The organism is Pseudomonas sp. A6 (assembly GCF_052367875.1).
Lineage (GTDB): Bacteria > Pseudomonadota > Gammaproteobacteria > Pseudomonadales > Pseudomonadaceae > Pseudomonas > Pseudomonas citronellolis.
The window spans coordinates 7111845-7131885 of sequence record NZ_CP198970.1 but is presented as its reverse complement, the minus strand read 5'-3'; the positions used below and the strand labels follow the sequence as shown (position 1 = coordinate 7131885).

General features: G+C 69.0%; 20 protein-coding genes. 12 read left to right on the top strand and 8 right to left on the bottom strand.

The genetic code is table 11. The features are described 5' to 3' along the window. Positions 1-36: 36 nt before the first annotated feature. The 3 genes from etfB (at position 37) to ACTWJ5_RS31380 (ending at position 1598) form a co-directional block, all read left to right on the top strand. On the top strand, positions 37-810 hold the full coding sequence (gene etfB / locus ACTWJ5_RS31390) for an electron transfer flavoprotein subunit beta (protein ID WP_444437191.1): 774 nt from the start codon (positions 37-39) through the stop codon (positions 808-810). Between the two features lie 261 nt (positions 811-1071). Further along, entirely contained in the window at positions 1072-1302 is a 231-nt protein-coding gene (locus ACTWJ5_RS31385; RefSeq protein WP_009614252.1) for a hypothetical protein, read from the top strand. Then, the gene (locus ACTWJ5_RS31380; RefSeq protein WP_253412438.1) at positions 1299-1598 is read left to right on the top strand and encodes a cell division protein ZapA; all 300 of its coding nucleotides are present in this window, start codon (positions 1299-1301) and stop codon (positions 1596-1598) included. The genes ACTWJ5_RS31385 and ACTWJ5_RS31380 overlap by 4 nt, the downstream gene beginning before the upstream one ends. A gap of 481 nt (positions 1599-2079) precedes the next feature. Here ACTWJ5_RS31380 and ACTWJ5_RS31375 read toward each other — a convergent pair whose 3' ends face one another. Then, positions 2080-3504: an aspartate ammonia-lyase gene (locus ACTWJ5_RS31375; RefSeq protein WP_256513452.1), complete on the bottom strand. Its 1425-nt coding sequence runs from the start codon at positions 3502-3504 to the stop codon at positions 2080-2082. A gap of 222 nt (positions 3505-3726) precedes the next feature. Between ACTWJ5_RS31375 and ACTWJ5_RS31370 the strand changes: the two genes are divergently transcribed. The 4 genes from ACTWJ5_RS31370 to ACTWJ5_RS31355 all read left to right on the top strand — a co-directional run bounded on the left by ACTWJ5_RS31370 (position 3727) and on the right by ACTWJ5_RS31355 (position 8874). Further along, the gene (locus tag ACTWJ5_RS31370; RefSeq protein WP_064584908.1) at positions 3727-4641 is read left to right on the top strand and encodes a LysR substrate-binding domain-containing protein; all 915 of its coding nucleotides are present in this window, start codon (positions 3727-3729) and stop codon (positions 4639-4641) included. A gap of 122 nt (positions 4642-4763) precedes the next feature. Continuing rightward, positions 4764-5357 (top strand): RNA polymerase sigma factor, encoded by a 594-nt coding sequence (locus ACTWJ5_RS31365; RefSeq protein WP_074986107.1) that lies wholly within the window; start codon positions 4764-4766, stop codon positions 5355-5357. After that, the gene (locus ACTWJ5_RS31360) at positions 5347-6342 is read left to right on the top strand and encodes a FecR family protein (protein WP_253392472.1); all 996 of its coding nucleotides are present in this window, start codon (positions 5347-5349) and stop codon (positions 6340-6342) included. The genes ACTWJ5_RS31365 and ACTWJ5_RS31360 overlap by 11 nt, the downstream gene beginning before the upstream one ends. Before the next feature lie 114 nt (positions 6343-6456). Continuing rightward, positions 6457-8874: a TonB-dependent siderophore receptor gene (locus ACTWJ5_RS31355; protein ID WP_444437190.1), complete on the top strand. Its 2418-nt coding sequence runs from the start codon at positions 6457-6459 to the stop codon at positions 8872-8874. Between the two features lie 316 nt (positions 8875-9190). On the opposite strand, the gene adhP is transcribed toward ACTWJ5_RS31355, so the two are convergent. Continuing rightward, positions 9191-10225 carry an alcohol dehydrogenase AdhP gene (adhP, locus tag ACTWJ5_RS31350; RefSeq protein ID WP_009614247.1) on the bottom strand — a complete coding sequence of 345 codons (1035 nt, stop codon included), beginning with the start codon at positions 10223-10225 and terminating at the stop codon, positions 9191-9193. Between the two features lie 310 nt (positions 10226-10535). On the opposite strand from adhP, the gene purE reads away from it, so the two are divergent. From purE to ACTWJ5_RS31330, 4 genes are all read left to right on the top strand, one after another. Next, entirely contained in the window at positions 10536-11027 is a 492-nt protein-coding gene (gene purE / locus ACTWJ5_RS31345) for a 5-(carboxyamino)imidazole ribonucleotide mutase (protein WP_009614245.1), read from the top strand. A gap of 8 nt (positions 11028-11035) precedes the next feature. After that, positions 11036-12121: a 5-(carboxyamino)imidazole ribonucleotide synthase gene (locus ACTWJ5_RS31340; protein WP_444437189.1), complete on the top strand. Its 1086-nt coding sequence runs from the start codon at positions 11036-11038 to the stop codon at positions 12119-12121. A gap of 112 nt (positions 12122-12233) precedes the next feature. After that, on the top strand, positions 12234-12479 hold the full coding sequence (locus ACTWJ5_RS31335; RefSeq protein ID WP_074986098.1) for a GlsB/YeaQ/YmgE family stress response membrane protein: 246 nt from the start codon (positions 12234-12236) through the stop codon (positions 12477-12479). 156 nt (positions 12480-12635) lie between these two features. Then, positions 12636-13178 (top strand): DUF3299 domain-containing protein, encoded by a 543-nt coding sequence (locus ACTWJ5_RS31330; protein ID WP_074986096.1) that lies wholly within the window; start codon positions 12636-12638, stop codon positions 13176-13178. Positions 13179-13584: 406 nt separating this feature from the next. Here the strand turns inward: ACTWJ5_RS31330 and ACTWJ5_RS31325 are convergent, their stop codons facing one another. From ACTWJ5_RS31325 to ACTWJ5_RS31315, 3 genes are all read right to left on the bottom strand, one after another. Further along, a complete protein-coding gene (locus ACTWJ5_RS31325) occupies positions 13585-14496 on the bottom strand; it encodes a D-hexose-6-phosphate mutarotase (RefSeq protein ID WP_444437188.1) in 912 nt (303 codons plus the stop codon). Between the two features lie 83 nt (positions 14497-14579). Continuing rightward, positions 14580-15263 carry a GNAT family N-acetyltransferase gene (locus tag ACTWJ5_RS31320; RefSeq protein ID WP_444437187.1) on the bottom strand — a complete coding sequence of 228 codons (684 nt, stop codon included), beginning with the start codon at positions 15261-15263 and terminating at the stop codon, positions 14580-14582. Positions 15264-15276: 13 nt separating this feature from the next. Continuing rightward, complete coding sequence (locus tag ACTWJ5_RS31315; protein ID WP_444437186.1) at positions 15277-15726, bottom strand: GNAT family N-acetyltransferase; 450 nt, start codon at positions 15724-15726, stop codon at positions 15277-15279. Positions 15727-15831: 105 nt separating this feature from the next. On the opposite strand from ACTWJ5_RS31315, the gene pdxR reads away from it, so the two are divergent. Then, the gene (pdxR, locus tag ACTWJ5_RS31310; protein ID WP_444437185.1) at positions 15832-17298 is read left to right on the top strand and encodes a MocR-like pyridoxine biosynthesis transcription factor PdxR; all 1467 of its coding nucleotides are present in this window, start codon (positions 15832-15834) and stop codon (positions 17296-17298) included. A 75-nt stretch (positions 17299-17373) separates the two neighbouring features. On the opposite strand, the gene ACTWJ5_RS31305 is transcribed toward pdxR, so the two are convergent. The 3 genes from ACTWJ5_RS31305 to ACTWJ5_RS31295 form a co-directional block, all read right to left on the bottom strand. Next, entirely contained in the window at positions 17374-17550 is a 177-nt protein-coding gene (locus ACTWJ5_RS31305) for a hypothetical protein (RefSeq protein WP_444437184.1), read from the bottom strand. Then, positions 17543-18103 (bottom strand): HdeD family acid-resistance protein, encoded by a 561-nt coding sequence (locus ACTWJ5_RS31300; RefSeq protein ID WP_074986091.1) that lies wholly within the window; start codon positions 18101-18103, stop codon positions 17543-17545. The genes ACTWJ5_RS31305 and ACTWJ5_RS31300 overlap by 8 nt, the downstream gene beginning before the upstream one ends. Before the next feature lie 229 nt (positions 18104-18332). Next, a complete protein-coding gene (locus ACTWJ5_RS31295) occupies positions 18333-19871 on the bottom strand; it encodes a BCCT family transporter (RefSeq protein WP_074986090.1) in 1539 nt (512 codons plus the stop codon). Between the last annotated feature and the right edge of the window lie 170 nt (positions 19872-20041).

The following is a 20041-nucleotide window of genomic DNA, read 5'->3' as shown; positions in this document are numbered from 1 at the left end:
GCGGGAACCCAATAAACACCGCGTCGAGATTCCATCATGACCGACCTGAACATCGTCACCCTGGTCTCCACCGGCGCCCACCCCGCCTCCGGCCGCGCCCGCCGCGCCGAGCAGGATGCCCGCGCCGTCGAACTGGGCCTGCGCCTGGCCGGCAAGCGCCTGCAGGTGCTGCATGCCGGCAACCCGCAGGAAGAGGCGCTGCGCAGCTACCTGGGCATGGGCCTGGACGAGCTGGCGGTGCTGGAACAACCAGCCGGCGCCGACGCCTTGCCGGCGCTGGTCGACTACCTCGGCGGCGCCGGCGCGCAACTGGTGCTCACCGGCAGCCAGGCCGAGACCGGCGAAGGCTCCGGCATGCTGCCGTTCCTGCTCGCCGAACGCCTGGGCTGGCCGCTGGTGGTGGGCCTGGCCGAGGTGGAGAAGGTCGAGGGCGGCAGCGCCCAGGTGCTGCAGGCCCTGCCGCGTGGCCAGCGGCGCCGGCTGAAGGTGCGCCTGCCCTTCGTCGCCAGCGTCGACAATGCCGCCCCGGTGGCGCGCCAGAGCGCCTTCGGCCCGGCCCGGCGCGGCTTCATCGAGGCCCACGAGGTGGAGGTCGTCGAGGACGACCTGCTCGCCGCCAGCAGCCTGCAACCGGCGCGCCCGCGGCCCAAGCGGCTCAAGGTGATCAAGGCCAAGACCGGCGCCGAACGCATGAAGGCCGCCACCGCCAAGGCTTCCGGCGGCACCGGCCAGGTGCTCAAGGACCTGGCCCCGGAGGCGGGCGCCGAAGCCATCTTCAAGCTGCTGCGCGAGGAAGGGGTGATTCGCTGAACTTGCCGGCTGCGTCGATGCGCTCTTCGTAGGATGGGTTGAGCTTGCGATACCCATCGCCGTGGTCTGATGGGTATCGCTTCGCTCAACCCATCCTACGGAGGTTCGTCGCGCGATCAACCTGCTGAAATGGCACGAAATTTTGCTTCTAAGCTATTGAATTGACAGCATACTTTCCGTCAGGAAAGCGTGTATTTCCCTGGCCGCACAGGCGACTTTTCTTTATCCTCCGCGACCTTTACCACGGCCTCGGAGACTCCCATGCTCGACAGCACTATCGAACAGCTCGAACAACTGGTGGCTGAGCTGCTGCAGCAGAACAAGCAACTGGCCGACGACAACGCCCAACTGCGCGACAGCCTCGGCAAGGCCAGCGAAGACAACGACGCCCTGCAACTGCAGCTGATGGAGCAGGAAGAGAAGCACAACGCCACTGCCGTGCGCCTGCAGGCCCTGGTCCGCCGCGTCAGCGACAGCCGCGCCAGCGCATGAGCAACGACGGCGTGCGCGTCCTGCGCATCCTCGGCCGCGACTACAGCGTCAAGGCGCCGGCCGGCGAGGAGCGCGCCCTGCAGGAGGCCGCCGCCCTGTTGCAGGCGGAGATCGCCGCCGCCAAGCAGAAATTCCCCTATGTCACCAGTAATGAGTTGTTGCTGCTCAGTGCCCTGAACCTGTGCGCCCGTCAGTTGGCGCCGCGGGGGGAGGCTGAAGAGGGTGACGAGCGTACGGTCGAGCGTCTTGCGGCGCTCAATCGGCGTATTCGTGCGCATTTGCAGGCGCAGGATTGATTTCTTGCTGGGCCTTGGTGCTCGGGAATAGAGCCCCTCTCCCCCCGCCCTCTCCCTGAAGGGGGAGGGAGCCAGGCCGTGCCACTGGTGAGTTAGGCTTTCGCCGGAAAGCTTGGTGCTTGCCGGCTGACTCCAAAGCATCCAAGCACTCCGAACGGTCCCCTCTCCCTTCAGGGAGAGGGTTAGGGAGAGGGTGCTCTTTCTCACCGGCCAGCCCCGTTCGCGAGCAAGCTCGCTCCTACGAAAAGCAGCAGCCACCCCCCAAACCCCAGCCGAAAAAAAAGGGACACCACAATCCGTGGCGTCCCTATGAATGGAGAGAGGGCTGAATATCCTCTCGACCGGTGAGACGTGGCGCTGCGGGCAAGCCCATCGCGCCGGGCATAAAAGAAGGGACGGGGGATAGCCCATCCCTGAAGGGTGAGAGGCGGGTACTGCCCCTCGACCGGTGAGTCGTGCCCGGCCCGCGCCGGGCGGTGCATCAGGCGCGCAGCGGGATCAGGCGCGGGGCGATCATGTTTTCCGGGCGCAGGATGTCGGCCAGGGTGGCCTCGTCCAGCAGCTTCTCCTCGCGCACCAGTTCCAGCACGCCGCGGCCGGTTTCCAGCGCCACCTTGGCGATGCGGGTGGCGTTCTCGTAGCCGATGTACGGGTTCAGCGCGGTGACCAGGCCGATGCTGTGCTCCACCAACTGGTGGCAGCGCTCGACGTTGGCGGTGATGCCGGTGATGCAGTGCTCGCGCAGCATGTCCATGGCGCGTTGCAGCAGGCGGATCGAGTCGAAGATCTTGTAGGCGATCAGCGGCTCCATCACGTTCAGCTGCAGCTGGCCGCCCTCGGCGGCGATGGTCAGCGCCAGGTCGTTGCCCATGATCTCGAAGGCGCACATGTTCACCGCCTCCGGGATCACCGGGTTGACCTTGCCCGGCATGATCGAGCTGCCCGGCTGGCGCGGCGGCAGGTTGATCTCGTTGATGCCGGTGCGCGGGCCGCTGGAGAGCAGGCGCAGGTCGTTGCAGATCTTCGACAGCTTGACCGCGGTGCGCTTGAGCATGCCGGAGAACAGCACGAAGGCGCCCATGTCCGAGGTGGCCTCGATCAGGTCGGCGGCCGGGACCACCGGCTGGCCACTGATGGCCGCCAGGCGTTGCACGGCCAGGTGCTGGTAGCCGGGGTCGGCGTTGATGCCGGTGCCGATGGCGGTGCCGCCGAGGTTCACTTCGGTCAGCAGTTCCGGGGCCAGGCGGCGCAGGCGGTCGAGGTCTTCGCCCAGGGTGGTGGCGAAGGCGTGGAATTCCTGGCCGAGGGTCATGGGCACCGCGTCCTGCAGCTGGGTGCGGCCCATCTTCAGTACGTTGGCGAACTCCTCGCCCTTGGCGGCGAAGGCCTGGATCAGGCTGTCGAGGCTGGCCAGCAGGGTGTCGTGGCCCAGCAGCAGGCCTAGGCGGATGGCGGTCGGGTAGGCGTCGTTGGTCGACTGCGCCATGTTCACGTCGTTGTTCGGGTGCAGGTACTTGTACTCGCCCTTGGCGTGGCCCATCGCTTCCAGGGCGATGTTGGCGATCACCTCGTTGGCGTTCATGTTGGTGGAGGTACCGGCGCCACCCTGGATCATGTCCACCACGAACTGGTCGTGGAAGTCACCGCGGATCAGGCGAGCGCAGGCTTCGCTGATGGCGGCGTGTTTCTCGCCGGGCAGGTGGCCCAGCTTGTGGTTCGCATCGGCCGCGGCCTGCTTGACCATCGCCAGGGCGACGACCAGCTTCGGGTAGTGCGACAGCGGCACACCGGAAAGGCGGAAGTTGTTCACAGCGCGCAGGGTCTGGATGCCGTAGTAGGCGTCAGAAGGTACTTCGAGGGTGCCGAGGAGGTCTTTCTCGATGCGGAACGATGCAACAGGGGACATGATGAGATTTTTCTCAGGAGAACACGGCCAGCGCCGCGATGCCCACTAGACTAGGGATTTCGCCGATCGTCGGCCAATGCTGTTGGAAGCTGTCTCATGCACAAACGGCATAATGTATTCTGTGACGACCTGATGACGGCGAGCGTGTGGCCGTGCTATGCGCGCCCGTTCATCCACTGACCGATCGATCAAGACCATCCCGCCGCGCCGGGAGGAGACGACGTGAACCTGGAAACCAAATGGCTGGAGGACTTCAGCACCCTGGCCACCACCCGCAGCTTCTCCCAGGCCGCGGAAAAGCGCTTCGTCACCCAGCCGGCCTTCAGCCGGCGCATCCGCAGCCTGGAGGACGCCCTCGGGCTGACCCTGGTGAACCGCCAGCGCACGCCCATCGAGCTGACCGAGGCCGGCCAGCTGTTCCTGGTCACCGCGCGCGCGGTGGTCGAGCAGCTCGGCCAGGTGGTGCGCCACCTGCACCACCTGGAGGGCGGGCAGGGCGAGGTGCTGCAGTTCGCCGCCGCGCACTCCCTGGCCCTGGGCTTCTTCCCGGCATGGATCGCCCGGCTGCGCGCCGAGGGCCTGAACATCGCCAGCCGCCTGGTGGCGACCAACGTCGGCGAGGCCGTGCACCTGCTGCGCGAGGGCGGCTGCGACCTGATGCTGGCCTTCTACGACCCGGACGCGGCGCTGCAGATGGACCCGGAAGTGTTCCCCTCGCTGCACCTGGGCCGCACCGAGATGCTCCCGGTATGCGCGGTGAATTCCGCCGGCCTGCCGCTGTACGACCTCGACAGCGGCCAGAGCGTGCCGCTGCTGGCCTACAGCGCCGGCGCCTTCCTCGGCCGCGGCGTCAACCTGCTGCTGCGCCAGCGCAACCTGCGCTACACCACGGTCTACGAGACGGCCATGGCCGACAGCCTGAAGAGCATGGCGCTGCAGGGCATGGGCGTGGCCTGGGTGCCGCGCCTGAGCATGGAGGCCGAACTGGCCCGCGGCGAGCTGGCGGTGTGCGGCGGCCCGCACTGGGTGGTGCCGCAGGAAATCCGCCTGTACCGCTGCGCCCTGGTGCGCAAGGCGCAGATCCGCCTGCTCTGGCGCAAGCTGGAGGGCGGCCTGGGTCTGGGCGAGAGCGCCTGAGCCGGCCCCGGCGGATGGCCGGGGCTACCAGGCTCATTTGATAAGCATTATCATTTGCGCCTTTGCCAGGGGGCTTCCCCTCGCGCCGGCCCCGGCGCGGACCGCTGGCGAGCCCGCAGTCCATGTCCGACCACGAGTCCCCCGTCCGGCCGCCCGCGGCCGAACCGACGGCGCCCGGCGAAAGCGCGGGGCGCGAGGACTTCCTGCGCGTGTTCCTCAGCCAGCGCCCGCGCATGGAGGCCCTGCTGCGCCGCCGCGTGGGCTGCCGGGCGACCGCGGCGGACCTGGTCCAGGAACTCTTCCTGCGCTTCTGGAAACGCCCCCAGGCGCCGGTGGAGGAGATGGGCAGCTACCTGCTGCGCAGCGCGCGCAACCTGGCCATCGACCACCTGCGCGGCGAGGATTCCCGCGGCCGCACCTTGAGCGTGCTGCTACCCGACGAGGACGCCGCGCAGCCCTCGCCGGAACAGGCCGTGCAGGCCGGTGCCGAGCTGGAGCGCGTCGAACAGGCCCTGCGCGCGCTGCCCGAGCGCACCCGCCACGTGTTCCTGCTCAGCCGCGTGCACGGCCGCACCTACGGCGAGATCGCCGAGGCCATGGGGGTTACCCGCAGCGCCGTGGAAAAACATATGATGCGCGCCCTCGATGCCTGCAAGGCGAGCCTGGAGCCCGCCGAACCGGCCGCCCGCAGCGGAGCCCCACGCCATGACGCCTGACACCCCGACCCTCCCGGCCGACGCCCGGCGCCAGGCGCGCCTGTGGCTGGCGCGCGTGCACGGCGGCGAGGCGGATGCCGGGGCGCTGCGGCGCTGGCTGGACGAGGCCGCGGAACATGCCGAGGCCTACGCCGAGGCCGAGGCGCTGTGGCGCGCCAGTGAGGGCCCGGCGCGGCGCCTGGCGGCGGAGGAGGGCGACACCCTGCGGGGCTACCTCGACGCCATGCAGCGCCCGCCGCGTGGCCGCCGGCAGGGCAACCCGCGGCGCTGGCTCTACCCGCTGGCCAGCGCCGCCTGCCTGCTGCTGATGCTCTGGGCCGGCGGCTGGTGGCAGCCGGGGCACTGGTACGCCGACCTGGCCGCCGACTACGTCAGCGCGCCGGGCGAAGTCCGCGAGGTGAAGCTGGCCGACGGCTCCACCCTGACGCTCGACGCCGACAGCGCCGTGGCCGTGTCCCTGGACGGCGAGCAGCGCCGCGTCGAACTGCTGCGCGGCGCCGCCTCCTTCGCCGTGCAACACCTGGCCAAGCCCTTCGTGGTGCGGGTGGGCGAGGGCGAGGCGCAGGTGCTGGGCACCGAATTCGAAGTCCGCCGGCTGGGCGACCAGGCCCGCGTCACCGTGGCCGAGGGCCGCGTGGCGGTGCGCGCCAGCCGGGCCGTGGGCGCGCCGGAAGTGGTGTTGGGCGCCGGCGAGCGGGTGAGCTTCGGCGCCACCCTGGGCGCCCCCGAGGCCGCCGACGGCCGCGCCGCGCTGGCCTGGCGCCAGGGCTGGCTGACCTTCTACCGCGCGCCGCTGGGCGAGGTGCTGGAGCGCCTGGCGCCCTGGTACGCCGGGCGCATCCTGCTGCTCGACGACGAGCTGGCGCAGCGCCGCGTCAGCGGCAGCTTCCCCAGCCACGACCCGCAGGCGGCGCTGGATTCGCTGCAGGCCGTGGTGGGCTTCCGCCAGCAGCATCTGTTGGGGCGTTTCGTGCTGATCCGCTGAGCCGCGAAAAATTTTTCCGCCGGGCACTGAGGTACCTGAGGGGCTGCTCCGTGTAGTGGATATGAATGCGATGTATTCGCAGTTGCAATCCGTCCTTCGAGTCCCGAGAAGCCCATGAAAGCGCAGCGTCCCCGTTCCACCCTCAAGCCCCTGACCCTCGCCCTGCTCGGCGCCCTGGCCGGCGTCGCGAACCTGCCGGTGCAGGCCGCCGAACCGGCCGCCGCCAGCCTGCAGTCGCGCTACGCCTTCGCCCTGGCGGCACAGCCGCTGCCCCAGGCGCTGAGCGAATTCAGCCGCGTCACCGGGCTCAGCGTGGTCTACACCGAGGAGGCGCCCTACGCCCTGCAGGCGCCGGCGCTGCGCGGCCAGTACAGCGCCGCCGAGGCCCTGGAGCGCCTGCTGGCCGGCTCCGGCCTGCGCTTCCGCCCGCTGGACGGGCGCAGCGTCACCCTCGAACGCATCCCCGCCGACGCCCTGAGCCTGGACGCCACCACCGTCTCGGCGCTGGCCAATGCCGAACAGAGCTACCAGCCGGCGCCGTTCAGCTCGATCAACCGCGCCGGCACCGCGCTGATGGAAACCCCGCAGAGCATCGTCACGGTGCCGGCCCAGGCGATCCGCGACCAGAAGCCGCGCAACCTCGACGACGCGCTGAACAACATCAGCGGCGTGACCCAGGCCAACACCCTCGGCGGCACCCAGGACGCGGTGATGAAGCGCGGCTTCGGCGACAACCGCGACGGCTCCATCATGCGCGACGGCCTGCCCTCGGTGCTGGGCCGCAACCTCACCGCCACGGCCGACCACGTCGAAGTGCTCAAGGGCCCGGCCTCGCTGCTCTACGGCATCCAGGACCCGGGCGGGGTGGTCAACGTGGTGAGCAAGAAGCCGCAGCTCGAGCAATACAACGCCGTGACCCTGCGCGGCTCCACCTACGCCCACGGCAAGCAGGGCAGCGGCGCGCAGATCGACACGACCGGCGGCATCGGCGACACGCCGCTGGCCTACCGGCTGATCGTCGACCACCAGGACGAGAACTACTGGCGCGACTTCGGCCAGCAGCGCGAAACCCTGGTGGCGCCCTCGCTGGCCTGGTTCGGCGAGGCCACCACCGTCACACTCGGCTACGAGCACCGCGAGTTCAAGACGCCCTTCGACCGCGGCACCGCCATCGACCCCCGGACCAACAAGCCCCTGGACCTGCCGCGCACCCGCCGCCTGGACGAGCCCTTCAACATCACCGAAGGCCGCTCCGACCTGACCCGCCTGGACATCGAGCACCAGCTCGACGAGCAGTGGAAGGCGCACCTGGCCTACGGCTGGACCCGCGAGACCTATGACGACAACCAGGCGCGGGTGACCGCGGTGAACAGCGCCAGGGGCACCGTCACCCGCCGCGTCGACGGCACCCACGGCGCGGTGAGCAGCGACAGCTTCGCCACCGCCTCGCTGCTGGGCGACGTGCAGCTGGGCGGCTTCCGCCACGAGCTGGTGCTGGGCATGGACAGCGAGAAGCGCAAGATCTACCGCGCCGACCTGATCCGCAGCAGCAGGACCAACACCCTGGACTACAACGACCCGGCCTACGGCCAGGTGTCGCCGGCCACCGACGTCAGCCCCGGCGACAGCGACCAGACCGACAAGCTGCGCAGCGACTCGCTGTTCCTGCAGGATTCCTGGCACCTGGACGAGCATTGGATCCTGGTCGCCGGCGGGCGCTACCAGATGTTCGACCAGTACGCCGGCCGCGGCCGGCCGTTCAAGGCCAACACCGACCTGAACGGGCAGAAGTGGGTGCCGCGCGCCGGCGTGGTCTACCGCTTCGACGACCAGTTCTCGTTGTACGGCAGCTACACCCGCTCGTTCAAGCCCAACTCGACCATCGCGCCGCTGTCCACCGGCCAGGTGATCGACTCGGCGATTCAGCCGGAGGAAGCCAGTTCCTGGGAGATCGGCGCGAAAATGGATATTCCCGGGCGCATCAGCGGCAACCTGGCGTTCTTCGACATCCGCAAGCGCAACGTCATGGTCAACCAGCTCGACGCCAACGGCGACACCGTGGTGCGCACCGCCGGCAAGGTGCGCAGCTACGGCGCCGAACTGGACCTGGCCGGCCAGCTCAGCGAACGCTGGAGCCTGCTGGGCAGCTACGCCTGGCTGGACGCGGAAGTCACCGAGGACCCGGAGCTGGAAGGCAACCGCCTGCAGAACGTGGCCAAGCAGACCGCCTCGCTATCGGCGGTGTACGACGCCGGCAGCCTCTTCGGCGGCGACAGGCTGCGCCTGGGCAGCGGCGCCCGCTACGTGGGCAAGCGCGCGGGCGATCCGGCGAATTCCTTCGAGCTGCCGTCCTACACGGTGGCCGATGCCTTCGCCAGCTACGACACCCAGCTGGGCGGGCACAACGTTGGCTTCCAGTTCAATGTGAAGAACGTCTTCAACCGCGAGTACTACCCGTCGGCGGCGAACAACCTCTACGTCGCGGTGGGCGAGCCGCGGCAGTTCGAGGTTTCCACCACCGTGGAGTTTTGACGGGAGGGTCTTTTCGTAGGAGCGGGCTTGCTCGCGAACGGGGTTCTGCCGGTTGGGCTCGGTGTTTGACCTGAAGAGCCCCCTCTCCCTAATCCTCGGCTGCGCGCCCCGCCCTGAAGGGAGAGGGGACCGTTGGGCAGGGCTGGGTGTTCTGGAGTCAGCCGGCAACTCCGTCGGTTTCCGGCTGAAACCATATCTTCTCTCGGCACGGACAAGCCCCCTCTCCCTTCAGGGAGAGGGCTGGGGAGAGGGGGCGGAGTTAACCCAACGCACTAGAGCCGTCGGGAAACACCTTTCGTGAGCAAGAGCTAGGCGCCTACATCTCCACCACAATCCGCCCCTCGATTTCCCCTGCCCGCATCTTGTCGAAAATCCCGTTGATATCCTCCAGCTTCCCGGCGCTCACCGTCGCCTTCACCAACCCCTCGCCAGCGAAGTCCAGCGCCTCCTGCAGGTCCGCGCGGGTGCCGACGATGGAGCCGGTGATGTGCAGGCCCTTGAGCACCACGTCGAAGATCGGCGTGGGGAAGTCGCCCGGCGGCAGGCCGACCAGGGAGATGGTGCCGCCGCGGCGGGCCATGCCGATGCCCTGGCCGAAGGCGCTGTTGGACACCGCCGTCACCAGCACGCCGTGGGCGCCGCCGATGTCGCGCTGGACCACCTCCACCGGGTTTTCCTTCTTCGCGTTGATGGTCAGGCTGGCGCCGAGCTTGCGTGCCAGCTCCAGCTTGGCGTCGTCCACGTCCACCGCCACCACGTGCAGGCCCATGGCCTTGGCGTACTGCACCGCGACGTGACCCAGGCCGCCGATGCCGGAGATGGCCACCCACTGGCCGGGGCGTGCCTTGGTTTCCTTCAGGCCCTTGTACACGGTAACGCCCGCGCAGAGGATCGGGGCGATTTCGGTGAAGCCAATGCCCTTGGGTAGGTGGCCGACGAAGTTCGGGTCGGCCAGCACGTATTCGGCGTAGCCGCCGTTCACCGAGTAACCGGTGTTCTGCTGCTGCGTGCAGAGGGTTTCCCAGCCGGTCAGGCAGTGCTCGCAGCAGCCGCAGGCGGTGTACAGCCAGGGCACGCCGACGCGGTCGCCTTCCTTCACCCGGGTCACCCCGGCGCCCACCGCGGCGACGTAGCCGACGCCCTCGTGGCCGGGAATGAACGGCAGGCTCGGCTTCACCGGCCAGTCGCCCTCGGCGGCGTGCAGGTCGGTGTGGCAGACGCCGGAGGCCTCGATCTTCACCAGTATCTGGCCGGGGCCGGGCAGCGGCACCTTCACTTCTTCCAGGCGCAGCGGCGCGCCGAAGGCGTGCACCACTGCCGCTTTCATGGTCTGGGGCAGGGTCGAGGACATGGCAAGCTCTCCTTGTGCAAACGAACGGGGGGCGGGCGAAAACCGGTCTGCGCCGCGGGTTGCATCAGTCTGAGCCCTTGAGCCTAGGCGATATTGAGCTGGAGCAAGGACCGCGCGCCTCATCCCTTGGTAGCACCCGCCCAACGGCCCGCGCACGGACTCCACGAACGGCGCGGCCTTGCGGTATACTGCGCCGCCTCCGAACCGGCCCCGCTCGTCGGTTCGTCCATGTACAAGCCACGCCCGGGACCGGAATGCGTGGCTTGTTGGTTTTTGACGCGCGGCACGCGCACCACCAAGAGGCACGACGATGAGCGTACTGGTTGGCGTGATCATGGGCTCCAAGTCCGACTGGAGCACCCTTAGTCACACCGCGGACATGCTGGACAAGCTGGGCATCCCCCATGAAGTGAAGGTGGTTTCCGCCCACCGCACCCCGGACCTGCTGTTCCAGTACGCCGAAGAGGCCGAAGGCCGCGGCATCGAGGTGATCATCGCCGGCGCCGGCGGCGCCGCCCACCTGCCGGGCATGTGCGCGGCCAAGACGCACCTGCCGGTGCTCGGCGTGCCGGTGCAGTCGTCCATGCTCTCGGGCGTCGACTCGCTGCTGTCCATCGTGCAGATGCCCGGCGGCGTGCCGGTCGCCACCCTGGCCATCGGCAAGGCCGGCGCCATCAATGCCGCGCTGCTGGCGGCGAGCATCCTCGGCGGCAAGCACCCGCAATACCACGACGCGCTCAAGCGCTTCCGCACCGAGCAGACCACCTCGGTGCTGGACAACCCCGACCCCCGCGAGGCCTGAGCAGAACCATGAAGATCGGTGTCATCGGTGGCGGCCAGCTGGGCCGCATGCTGTCCCTGGCGGGCACCCCGCTGGGCATGGATTTCGCCTTCCTCGACCCGGCGCCGGACGCCTGCGCCCAGGCTCTGGGCGAGCACATCCGCGCGGACTACAGCGACCAGGACCACCTGCGCCAGCTGGCCGACGAAGTGGACCTGGTGACCTTCGAGTTCGAGAGCGTGCCGGCCGAGACCGTGGCCTTCCTCTCGCAGTTCGTCCCGGTGTACCCCAGTGCCGAGGCGCTGCGCATCGCCCGCGACCGCTGGTTCGAGAAGTCGATGTTCAAGGACCTGGGCATTCCCACCCCGGCCTTCGCCGACATCCAGTCCCAGGCCGACCTCGACGCCGCCGCGGCCAGCATCGGCCTGCCGGCGGTGCTCAAGACGCGCACCCTGGGCTACGACGGCAAGGGCCAGAAGGTCCTGCGCAAGCCCGAGGACGTGGCCGGCGCCTTCGCCGAACTGGGCAGCGTGCCCTGCATCCTCGAAGGCTTCGTGCCCTTCACCGGCGAAGTCTCGCTGGTGGCGGTGCGCGCCCGCGACGGCGAGACGCGCTTCTACCCGCTGGTGCACAACACCCACGAGAACGGCATCCTGCGCCTGTCCGTGGCCAGCAGCGAGCACCCGCTGCAGAAGCTGGCTGAGGACTACGTCGGCCGCGTGCTGGACAAGCTGGACTATGTCGGCGTGCTGGCCTTCGAGTTCTTCGAGGTGGACGGCGGCCTGAAGGCCAACGAGATCGCCCCGCGCGTGCACAACTCCGGGCACTGGACCATCGAAGGCTCCGAGTGCAGCCAGTTCGAGAACCACCTGCGCGCCGTGGCCGGCCTGCCGCTGGGCTCCACCGCCAAGGTGGGCGAGAGCGCCATGCTCAACTTCATCGGCGAAGTACCGCCGGTGGAAAAGGTGCTGAGCATCGCCGACTGCCACCTGCACCACTACGGCAAGGCCTTCAAGGCCGGGCGCAAGGTCGGCCACGCCACCCTGCGCAGCAAGGACCTGGCCACCCTCAAGGCGCGCATCGGCGAAGTCGAAGCCCTTATCGGCAAGAGCTGACGCGCTCGGCCGCCCGCTTCTCATGGCGGGCGGCCGCGCGGAACGCCAGGCTTTCCTACACTGTCAGACAAGGACGCGCCGGTTGGCGCGTCCACCCACAGGAGGGAAAGCCATGGGTTTAATCGGAACCATCGTCATCGGCCTGATCGTCGGCCTCATCGCCCGTTTCCTGAAGCCGGGGGACGACAGCATGGGCTGGATCATGACCATTCTGCTGGGCATCGGCGGCTCGCTGCTGGCCACCTATGGTGGCCAGGCCCTGGGCATCTACCAGGCCGGGCAGACCGCCGGGTTCATCGGCGCGGTGGTCGGCGCGGTGATCCTGCTGGTCATCTACGCCTTCGTGAAGAAGAACTGAGGCTCTACGCCGGGTAGCGCTTCGCGCTGGTCATTTGCCCGGCGATCCCCAAGAATGTGCGCCGATTCCCGCTCGCCCGGCCCGGGCGGGCGGTGAAGGTCATCCGCCGTCTTCCCGTTGCGTGGGCGCCCGCTGCCGGCGCCCGAGAGCCCATTCATGCGCCGTACCCTGCTCGCCTGCAGCCTCGTGCTGCTCACCGGCCTGGCCCATGCCGCCGACATCCCGGAAACCGACTGGCTGCAACTGATGCCGCCCAGCGACCGCAAGGCGCTGGAGGAAATGCCCGAGATCGACCACAACAGCCCGGAAGCCGCCGGCACCTTCACCCAGAAACAGGGCGGCTTGAAGCAGAAGGGCAAGCTGCCGCAGGTGATGTTCTCGACCAAGACGGTCGCCGCGCTGGACGGCAAGCAGATCCGCCTCGGCGGCTATCCGGTGCCCCTGGAGAACGACGCCAAGGGCCGCGTCACCGAATTCTTCCTGGTGCCCTACCCGGGCGCCTGCATCCACGTACCGCCGCCGCCGCCGAACCAGATCGTGCTGGTGCGCTACCCCAAGGGCATGAAGATCGACGACATCTACAGCCCGCTGTGGGTGACCGGCAAGCTGAAGGTGGAGAAGGTCAGCAACGACATGGCGGATGCGGCCTATGCGATGGACGAGGCCAAGGTGCGGGCTGTGCAGGATAGTGATCTGTAGGCCTGGCTCTTCGCTCTTCGTAGGAGCGAGCTTGCTCGCGAACGGTGTTTCCCGGAAGTATTGGTGTTTCGGATTGACTCCGTTCCCTCTCCCCAGCCCTGGCTGCGCGCCCCGCTCCGAAGGGAGAGGGGGCTTGTCCGTGCCGAGAGAAGGAATGGTTTCAGCCGGCAATCTCTGTGCTAGCCGGCTGACTCCAAAGCATCAGCGTCTGCCCAACGGTCCCCTCTCCCTTCAGGGAGAGGGTTAGGGAGAGGGCGCTCTTCAGGCCAAGCACCGAACCTGGCCGACAGACCCCATTCACTTGGGCAAGCACAAGGCCCCGTAGGATGGTGTTGAGCGAAGCGATACCCATCACCACCACCGCATGGGTTTCGCAAGCTCAACTCATCCTACGAAAAGCGCGGCCCTAACCCTCCAGCCCCTCGCTCCAGATCTCCACACTCATCGTCTCGCTACGCCCCGGCGCCACGCTCAGCACATCGTCCCAGACCCTTGCCGTCTCGATGCACAACATCCGCTGCCAGGCATCGTCGGCGAACTGCGACAGGCGCTGCGCCTTGTCCACCCAGGGGTTCCACAGCACCGCCGAGCGCGAGTGACCGGCCTGGATGTGGATGCCGCGCTGCCACTGCGGATCGCGGATCACCAGGGGCCGGTCGACGTCCAGGTAGATGCGGTCGGTCTCGCCCTGGATGCGCACCAGGCCGTCCTGGCGGCGTTCCTCCCAGTTCTCCAGCGTCTCGATGTAGCGGCAGCCCTGCAGGCCGTCGACGCTCACCTGGCGAACGTCGCTGACGGCGAAGTAGGTGTGCAGCGCCTGGCTCAGGGCCAGCGGCTTGTCGCCGAGGTTGCGGGTGGTCAGTTCCAGGCCCAGGCGTTCGCCGAAGCGCATCACCAGGCTCAGTTCGGCGGAGTGGGCCCAGCCCGGCAGGCCATGCTGGGCGTCGAGCTTCCAGTGCACGGCCAGCGCGCCCTGTTCGTCGGCGATGTCCTCCAGTTGCCAGTCGATGCCGCGTACCAGGCCGTGGGCCGGCGGCTGGTCGCCTGCGTATTCGGTGCGCACCTGCACCGGGTTGCGCGCCAGGTCGCCGAACCACGGCCAGCACACCGGCACGCCGCCGCGCAGGGACTGGCCGCGCTTGTAGCAGGCCTGCTCGCTGAGCCACACCAGCGGCGGCTGCTCGTGGGGCTGGTAGCTGAGCAGTTGGGCGCCCTGCTGGGCGATCAGCGCTTCGCCGAACTCGGTGTGGATGCGCCAGCAGGGCAGCTCGTCGATGGTGGTCTGTTCGACGCGGGGAGTGGTGTATGGGCTGCTCATGGGGGGCCTCCGGCACAGCAAGGGGAAAGGATTCAGTATCACCGATCCCCCGGCGGCCGGGCAGTTCCCCGAAAAGGCTTTTTTCAGCCCTGGCGCAGGCTTTCCAGGCTGCGCTTCTGGCGCCCCTGGGCGTCGAAGTTGGCCGCGTCGAGCCAGGCTTCGAAGGCCGCCTGGCGCACCGGCCACTCGCTGTCGAGGATGGAGAACCAGGCGCTGTCGCGGTTGCGGCCCTTGATCACCATGTGCTGGCGGAAGGTGCCCTCGTAGGTGAAGCCCAGGCGCTCGGCGGCGCGCATGGAGCGGGCGTTCAGCGCGTTGCACTTCCATTCCAGGCGCCGGTAGCCCAGTTCGAAGGTGCGCCGGGCCAGCAGGTACACCGCCTCGGTGGAGGCCGGGCTGCGCTGCATGACGCGGCCGAAGGCGATGTGGCCGATCTCGATCACGCCGTCCTTGGGCGTGATGCGCAGGAAGCTCAGCAAGCCGGTGACGCGGCCGCTGTTGCGCTCGCGCACGGCGTAGAACTGCGGGTCGGCGCTGGCGGCGTTGCCGGCGGTCCAGGCATCGAAAGCGGCGCGCTCGGGGAAGGGGCCGTAAGGCAGGTAGTCCCACAGCACGGGGTCGGATTCCGGGCCTTGCAGGGCTTCCCACAGGTCGCCGCCGTGGCGCGCGGCGTCCAGCGGCTCCAGGTCAAGGTAGCGGCCGTTAAGGGTTTCCCGGGCCGGGGCGGGCACCGCTTGCCAGTGCAGGGCGGGTTGGGTGTCGGTCATGGTCGCGCTCCGGTCAGAGGATCTTGCGGTACTGCACGAAGCCGGAGCGGTCGGCGATCCGGTCGTACAGGTGCATGGCGTCGGTATTGGTCTCGTGGGTCAGCCAGTGCACCCGCGAGGCACCGGCCTCACGGGCCGCGACGTAGACGTGCTCGATCAGCTCGCGGCCGACGCCGCCGCCGCGCAGGCCTTCATGGACGTAGAGGTCCTGCAGGTAGACGTAGTCGCCCTGGGTCCAGCAGGAGCGGTGGAAGATGTAGTGGACCATGCCGATGGCCTCGCCGTCGCGCCAGGCGAGGGCGGCGTGCATGGGCTCGGCGGGGTCGAGGAAGCGCTGCCAGGTGACGGCGCTGGTGGCGTCGTCGATCACGGTCTTGTAGAAGCGCTGGTAGCCCTGCCAGAGCGGCAGCCAGGCGGCGTGGTCGTCGGCGCCGACGAGGCGGATTTCGAGCGGTGCGGTCATGGGGTGGCCTTTGTCCTTGGGGTCTGGCTCCAGACTAGAGCGGGAATTGGTTCCGCTAAAGAGCCATTCATGGTCCAATTCGAGGAGCCATTTCCGGAGCCCGCCATGAACGCCCCGCTGCCTTTCGACCCGTCCGGCATCCGCCTGGACCCTGCCAGGGGGCTGGGCCAGCAGCTGTTCCAGGCGCTGCGCGAACGCATCCTCGACGGCCGCCTCGCCGCGCGCTCGCGGCTGCCGGCCAGCCGTGACCTGGCCGCCGCCCTGGGTGTGTCGCGCAACACCGTGGTGCGCGCCTACGAGCAGCTCTACGCCGAGGGCTACATCGAAGGTCGCACCGGCGATGGCACCTACGTCGCCGAACGTGTGCAGCCGCGCAGCGCGCCCACCCCGCAACCCGGCAAGGTGCCCGAGGTGGCGGCTCTGGAGCGCCTGCAACGGCACCACCTGCCCAGGCCGCCGCAAGGCGCGCCGCGGGCCTTCCGCGTCGGCGTGCCGGCCTTCGACCTGTTTCCCTTCGAGACCTGGGCGAGGTTGCAGGCGCGTTTCTGGCGCGAGCCGCCGGCGGACTGCCTGGGCTATGGCGACGCCGCCGGCGAATGGCGCCTGCGCGAGCTGATCGCCGCCTACCTGCGCAGCGCGCGCGGCCTGCACTGCGAGGCGGGGCAGATAATCGTCACCAGCGGTGCGCAGCAGGCCATCGCCCTGTGCGCCCAGGTACTGCTCGCCGAGGGCGACCACGTGGCCATCGAGAACCCCGGCTACCGCGCCGCCGGCCATGCCTTCGCCACCGCCGGCGCGCACCTGCACGGGGTGGCGGTGGACGGGGAGGGCCTGCGCACCGAGCAACTGCGCGAGCTGCCGGACTGCCGGCTGGTCTACCTCACCCCCTCGCACCAGTACCCCACCGGCGTCACCCTGTCGCTGGCGCGGCGCCTGGCCCTGCTGGAGTGGGCCGAGCGCAGCGGCGGCTGGATAGTCGAGGACGACTACGACGGCGAGTACCGCTACGCCGGCACCCCGCTGATGCCGCTGGCGGCGCTCGACCGCCAGCAACACGTGCTCTACGTCGGCACCTTCTGCAAGATCGCCTTCCCCGCGCTGCGCCTGGGCTACCTGGTGGTGCCGCCGGCCCTGGCCGAGGCCTTCGCCCGCCGCCGCGCCCTCGACGTGCGGCATTCGGAGGTCGGCACCCAGCGGGTGATGGCCGACTTCATCGCCGAAGGCCACTTCCAGCGCCACGTGCGGCGCATGCGCCGGGCCGCCCGGGCGCGGCGCGACGCCCTGCTGCGCGACTGGCCGGAGGTGCCCGGCTGCGCGCCCATGCCGCCGGTGGAGGCGGGGCTGCACCTGTGCGTGCGGGTGGAAAGCCGCGAGCGCGAGCGCTGGCTGGTGGAGCGCGCGTTGCAGGCCGGGGTGGAGATCAACGCGCTGAGCGACTACTGGCTGCCCGAGTCGACGGAGCCTGAAGACGAGCGCGCCGGCCTGGTCATGGGCTTCGCCGCCGTGCCCGAGGCGCGCATAGCCGAAGCCCTGAAGGCCCTGCGCAAGGCCTGGCACCTCCCGCTTTCGTAGGAGCGAGGGGGACGCCTAGTCCTTGCTCGCGAACCCCCGCCCCCGTTGCGGCACCGTTCGCGAGCAAGCTCGCTCCTACGAAGAGCCTCGGGGCTTTTCCTCGCGCTCGGCCCAGTAGGTCTGCCTGTGCCCGCGGCCCTGGTACTCCAGGGCCAGGGCCTCGGCTTCGTCGCGGCTCAGGCCGCGGCGCACGACGAAGCGGTTGCCGTTGTCGTCCAGGCGCCACAGGCACCAGTCGCGCGCTTCAGGCATCGAAGGTCGAGGTCTTGCGCAGGCGCAGCGCGAGCAGGATCAGCAGCACGCCGAAGAACAGCGCGTAGGCGCCGATCACCCAGACCACCGCCACCGCGCCGGCGCCGGGGTTGGCGATCATCAGCACGCCGAACAGCACCGACAGCGCGCCCGACAGCCCCAGCCACCATTCGTTGGCCAGGCTCCTGCGCAGGCGGAAGGCGGCGATGATCTGCAGCACGCCGGTGGCCAGCGCCCAGCCGGCGATCAGCATCAGCAGGCCCAGCGCCGTCAGCGCCGGCCAGAAGAGCGCCACCAGCCCAGCCAGCACGCCCAGCGCGCCGACCAGCCACAGCGGCCAGATCGGCCGTTGCGACTCGCGCATGCTGGCCGCGGCGATCAGGGTGAACACGCCGTCGACGAAGGCGTAGGCGCCCCAGACGATGACCAGCACGGTGAGGGCGATGCCCGGCCAGGCGATGGCCAGCACGCCGAACAGCACCGCGGCCACGCCGCGCAGGGCGATCCATTTCCAGTGCCGGCCCAGGGCTTGCCACAGGGGATGATCGTTCATGGGTTTCTCCAGCGGGGTTCGCCAGAAACCATAGCAGCCCCGCGCCAGAGGACGCTTTTCGTAGGAGCGAGCTTGCTTGCGAACGGGCCGCGTGCCGAGAGGATTCGCGAGCAAGCTCGCTCCTACGAAGAGCCGGAGCTAAAAGAAAGCCCGGCGCGAGGGCCGGGCGAAAGGGCCTGCCATGGGCAGGCAGGTGGCGTCGGGCGGGACGCCACCGGGGAGCCTTGGATCAGCCGGCCGCCAGCTCGCCGCCGGTCTCCGGGCGCTTGCCGTGCAGGCGCTCGTAGTCGGCGCGCATGGCCTTGTGCAGGCCGAACATGAACAGGACCAGCACCGCCGAGAAGGGCAGCCCGGCCAGCACCACCACCGTCTGCATGGCGGTGAAGTTGCCGGCGAACAGCAGGCCGATGGTCACCAGGGTGACGATCGCCGACCAGAGGATGCGCAGCCAGTTCGGCGCGTCCTCGTCCAGGTCGCCGCCCTCGCGGGACAGGTTGGCCAGCATCACCGAGCCGGAGTCCGCCGGGGTGAGGAACAGCACGAAGCCGACGAAGATCGACACGCCGATCACCACCTTGGCGAAGGGGTAGTGCTCCAGCAGCAGGTAGATCGACATCGACGGCTGCTCCAGGGCGGCTTTGCCGAGGTCGGCGGCGCCGTGGTTCATCACCAGGTCCAGCGCGCTGTTGCCGAACACCGAGAGCCAGGCCAGGGTGAAGCCCAGCGGGATCAGCAGCACGCCGCAGACCAGCTCGCGCACCGTGCGCCCGCGGGAGATGCGCGCCACGAACATGCCGACGAAGGGCGCCCAGGAAATCCACCAGGCCCAGTAGAACAGGGTCCATAGGCCCAGCCATTCCTCGCTCTTGGCGGCGCTGCCGCCGGTGTAGACGTAGAGGTCGAAGGTCTTGAGGATCAGCCCGTTGAGATAGTCGCCCAGGTTCTGCACGAAGCCGTTGAGCAGCTCCAGGGTCGAGCCGCAGACCAGCACGAACACCAGCAGCGAGCTGAACAGCACGATGTTCAGGTTGGACAGCCGGCGGATGCCCTTCTCGATGCCGGAGACCGCCGCCAGGGTGGCCACCAGGCTCATCACCAGCAGTACGATCAGCAGCGTGGTCTTCGAGTGCTCCATGCCGGTCAGGTATTCCAGGCCGGAGGACACCTGCAGCGCGCCGATCCCCAGGTTGGTGACCAGGCCCAGCAGGGTGACGAAGATGCCGAAGATGTCCACTGCGTGGCCGCCGGCGCCCTTCACCCAGCGCTCGCCGAGGATCGGCAGCAGCGCCGAACGCAGGGCCAGCGGCTGGCGGTGGCGGTAGGCGAAGTAACCCACGGCCAGGCCGACCAGGGCATAGATCGCCCAGCCGTGCAGGCCCCAGTGCAGGAAGGTCAGCTGCAGCGCCTGGCGCGCCGCCTGCGGGCTGCCGGCGACGCCTTCGGGCGGGTGGTAGAGGTGGTCGATCGGCTCGGACGCGGCGAAGTACAGCAGCGAGATGCCGATCCCCGAGGAGAACAGCATGCCGGCCCAGGCGCCGTAGCTGAAATCGGGCTTCTCATGGTCGGCGCCGAGCTTCAGCGTGCCGTAGCGCGAGAAGGCGACCCACACGACGAAGAACAGGTAGGCCCCGATGGCCAGCATGTAGTACCAGCCGAAGCTGTGCGACAGCCAGGCCTGGGTGCGGGCCAGGGCGGCGCCGGCGCTGTCCGGGAAGAAGATCAGGATGGCGGTCAGAACCAGGATCAGGGCGGTGGAGCCGAAGAACACGATCGGGTTCAGACGGGCCTGCTCGTTTGTTTTTCTTGGCGAAGCAGAACTCATTTTTCAGGGGGACCCCATGGCAGTGAACGCATGGCGGCCGGCGACAGTGCGCGAGGCACGGCGACGGGCCGCGAACCACAGACACAGCATTGCCGCCGCGACACTTCCGGGCAGGA

Excerpts from the sequence above, each read along its gene's own strand:
- ACTWJ5_RS31360 (WP_253392472.1), top strand. The coding sequence starts at position 5,347 with ATGACGCCTGACACCCCGACCCTCCCGGCCGACGCCCGGCGCCAGGCG.
- ACTWJ5_RS31375 (WP_256513452.1), bottom strand. The coding sequence starts at position 3,504 with ATGTCCCCTGTTGCATCGTTCCGCATCGAGAAAGACCTCCTCGGCACC.
- pdxR (WP_444437185.1), top strand. The coding sequence starts at position 15,832 with ATGAACGCCCCGCTGCCTTTCGACCCGTCCGGCATCCGCCTGGACCCT.
- ACTWJ5_RS31305 (WP_444437184.1), bottom strand. The coding sequence starts at position 17,550 with ATGCCTGAAGCGCGCGACTGGTGCCTGTGGCGCCTGGACGACAACGGC.
- etfB (WP_444437191.1), top strand. The coding sequence starts at position 37 with ATGACCGACCTGAACATCGTCACCCTGGTCTCCACCGGCGCCCACCCC.
- ACTWJ5_RS31320 (WP_444437187.1), bottom strand. The coding sequence starts at position 15,263 with ATGACCGACACCCAACCCGCCCTGCACTGGCAAGCGGTGCCCGCCCCG.
- ACTWJ5_RS31365 (WP_074986107.1), top strand. The coding sequence starts at position 4,764 with ATGTCCGACCACGAGTCCCCCGTCCGGCCGCCCGCGGCCGAACCGACG.
- ACTWJ5_RS31330 (WP_074986096.1), top strand. The coding sequence starts at position 12,636 with ATGCGCCGTACCCTGCTCGCCTGCAGCCTCGTGCTGCTCACCGGCCTG.
- ACTWJ5_RS31325 (WP_444437188.1), bottom strand. The coding sequence starts at position 14,496 with ATGAGCAGCCCATACACCACTCCCCGCGTCGAACAGACCACCATCGAC.
- adhP (WP_009614247.1), bottom strand. The coding sequence starts at position 10,225 with ATGTCCTCGACCCTGCCCCAGACCATGAAAGCGGCAGTGGTGCACGCC.
- ACTWJ5_RS31380 (WP_253412438.1), top strand. The coding sequence starts at position 1,299 with ATGAGCAACGACGGCGTGCGCGTCCTGCGCATCCTCGGCCGCGACTAC.
- purE (WP_009614245.1), top strand. The coding sequence starts at position 10,536 with ATGAGCGTACTGGTTGGCGTGATCATGGGCTCCAAGTCCGACTGGAGC.
- ACTWJ5_RS31385 (WP_009614252.1), top strand. The coding sequence starts at position 1,072 with ATGCTCGACAGCACTATCGAACAGCTCGAACAACTGGTGGCTGAGCTG.
- ACTWJ5_RS31300 (WP_074986091.1), bottom strand. The coding sequence starts at position 18,103 with ATGAACGATCATCCCCTGTGGCAAGCCCTGGGCCGGCACTGGAAATGG.
- ACTWJ5_RS31315 (WP_444437186.1), bottom strand. The coding sequence starts at position 15,726 with ATGACCGCACCGCTCGAAATCCGCCTCGTCGGCGCCGACGACCACGCC.
- ACTWJ5_RS31355 (WP_444437190.1), top strand. The coding sequence starts at position 6,457 with ATGAAAGCGCAGCGTCCCCGTTCCACCCTCAAGCCCCTGACCCTCGCC.
- ACTWJ5_RS31335 (WP_074986098.1), top strand. The coding sequence starts at position 12,234 with ATGGGTTTAATCGGAACCATCGTCATCGGCCTGATCGTCGGCCTCATC.
- ACTWJ5_RS31340 (WP_444437189.1), top strand. The coding sequence starts at position 11,036 with ATGAAGATCGGTGTCATCGGTGGCGGCCAGCTGGGCCGCATGCTGTCC.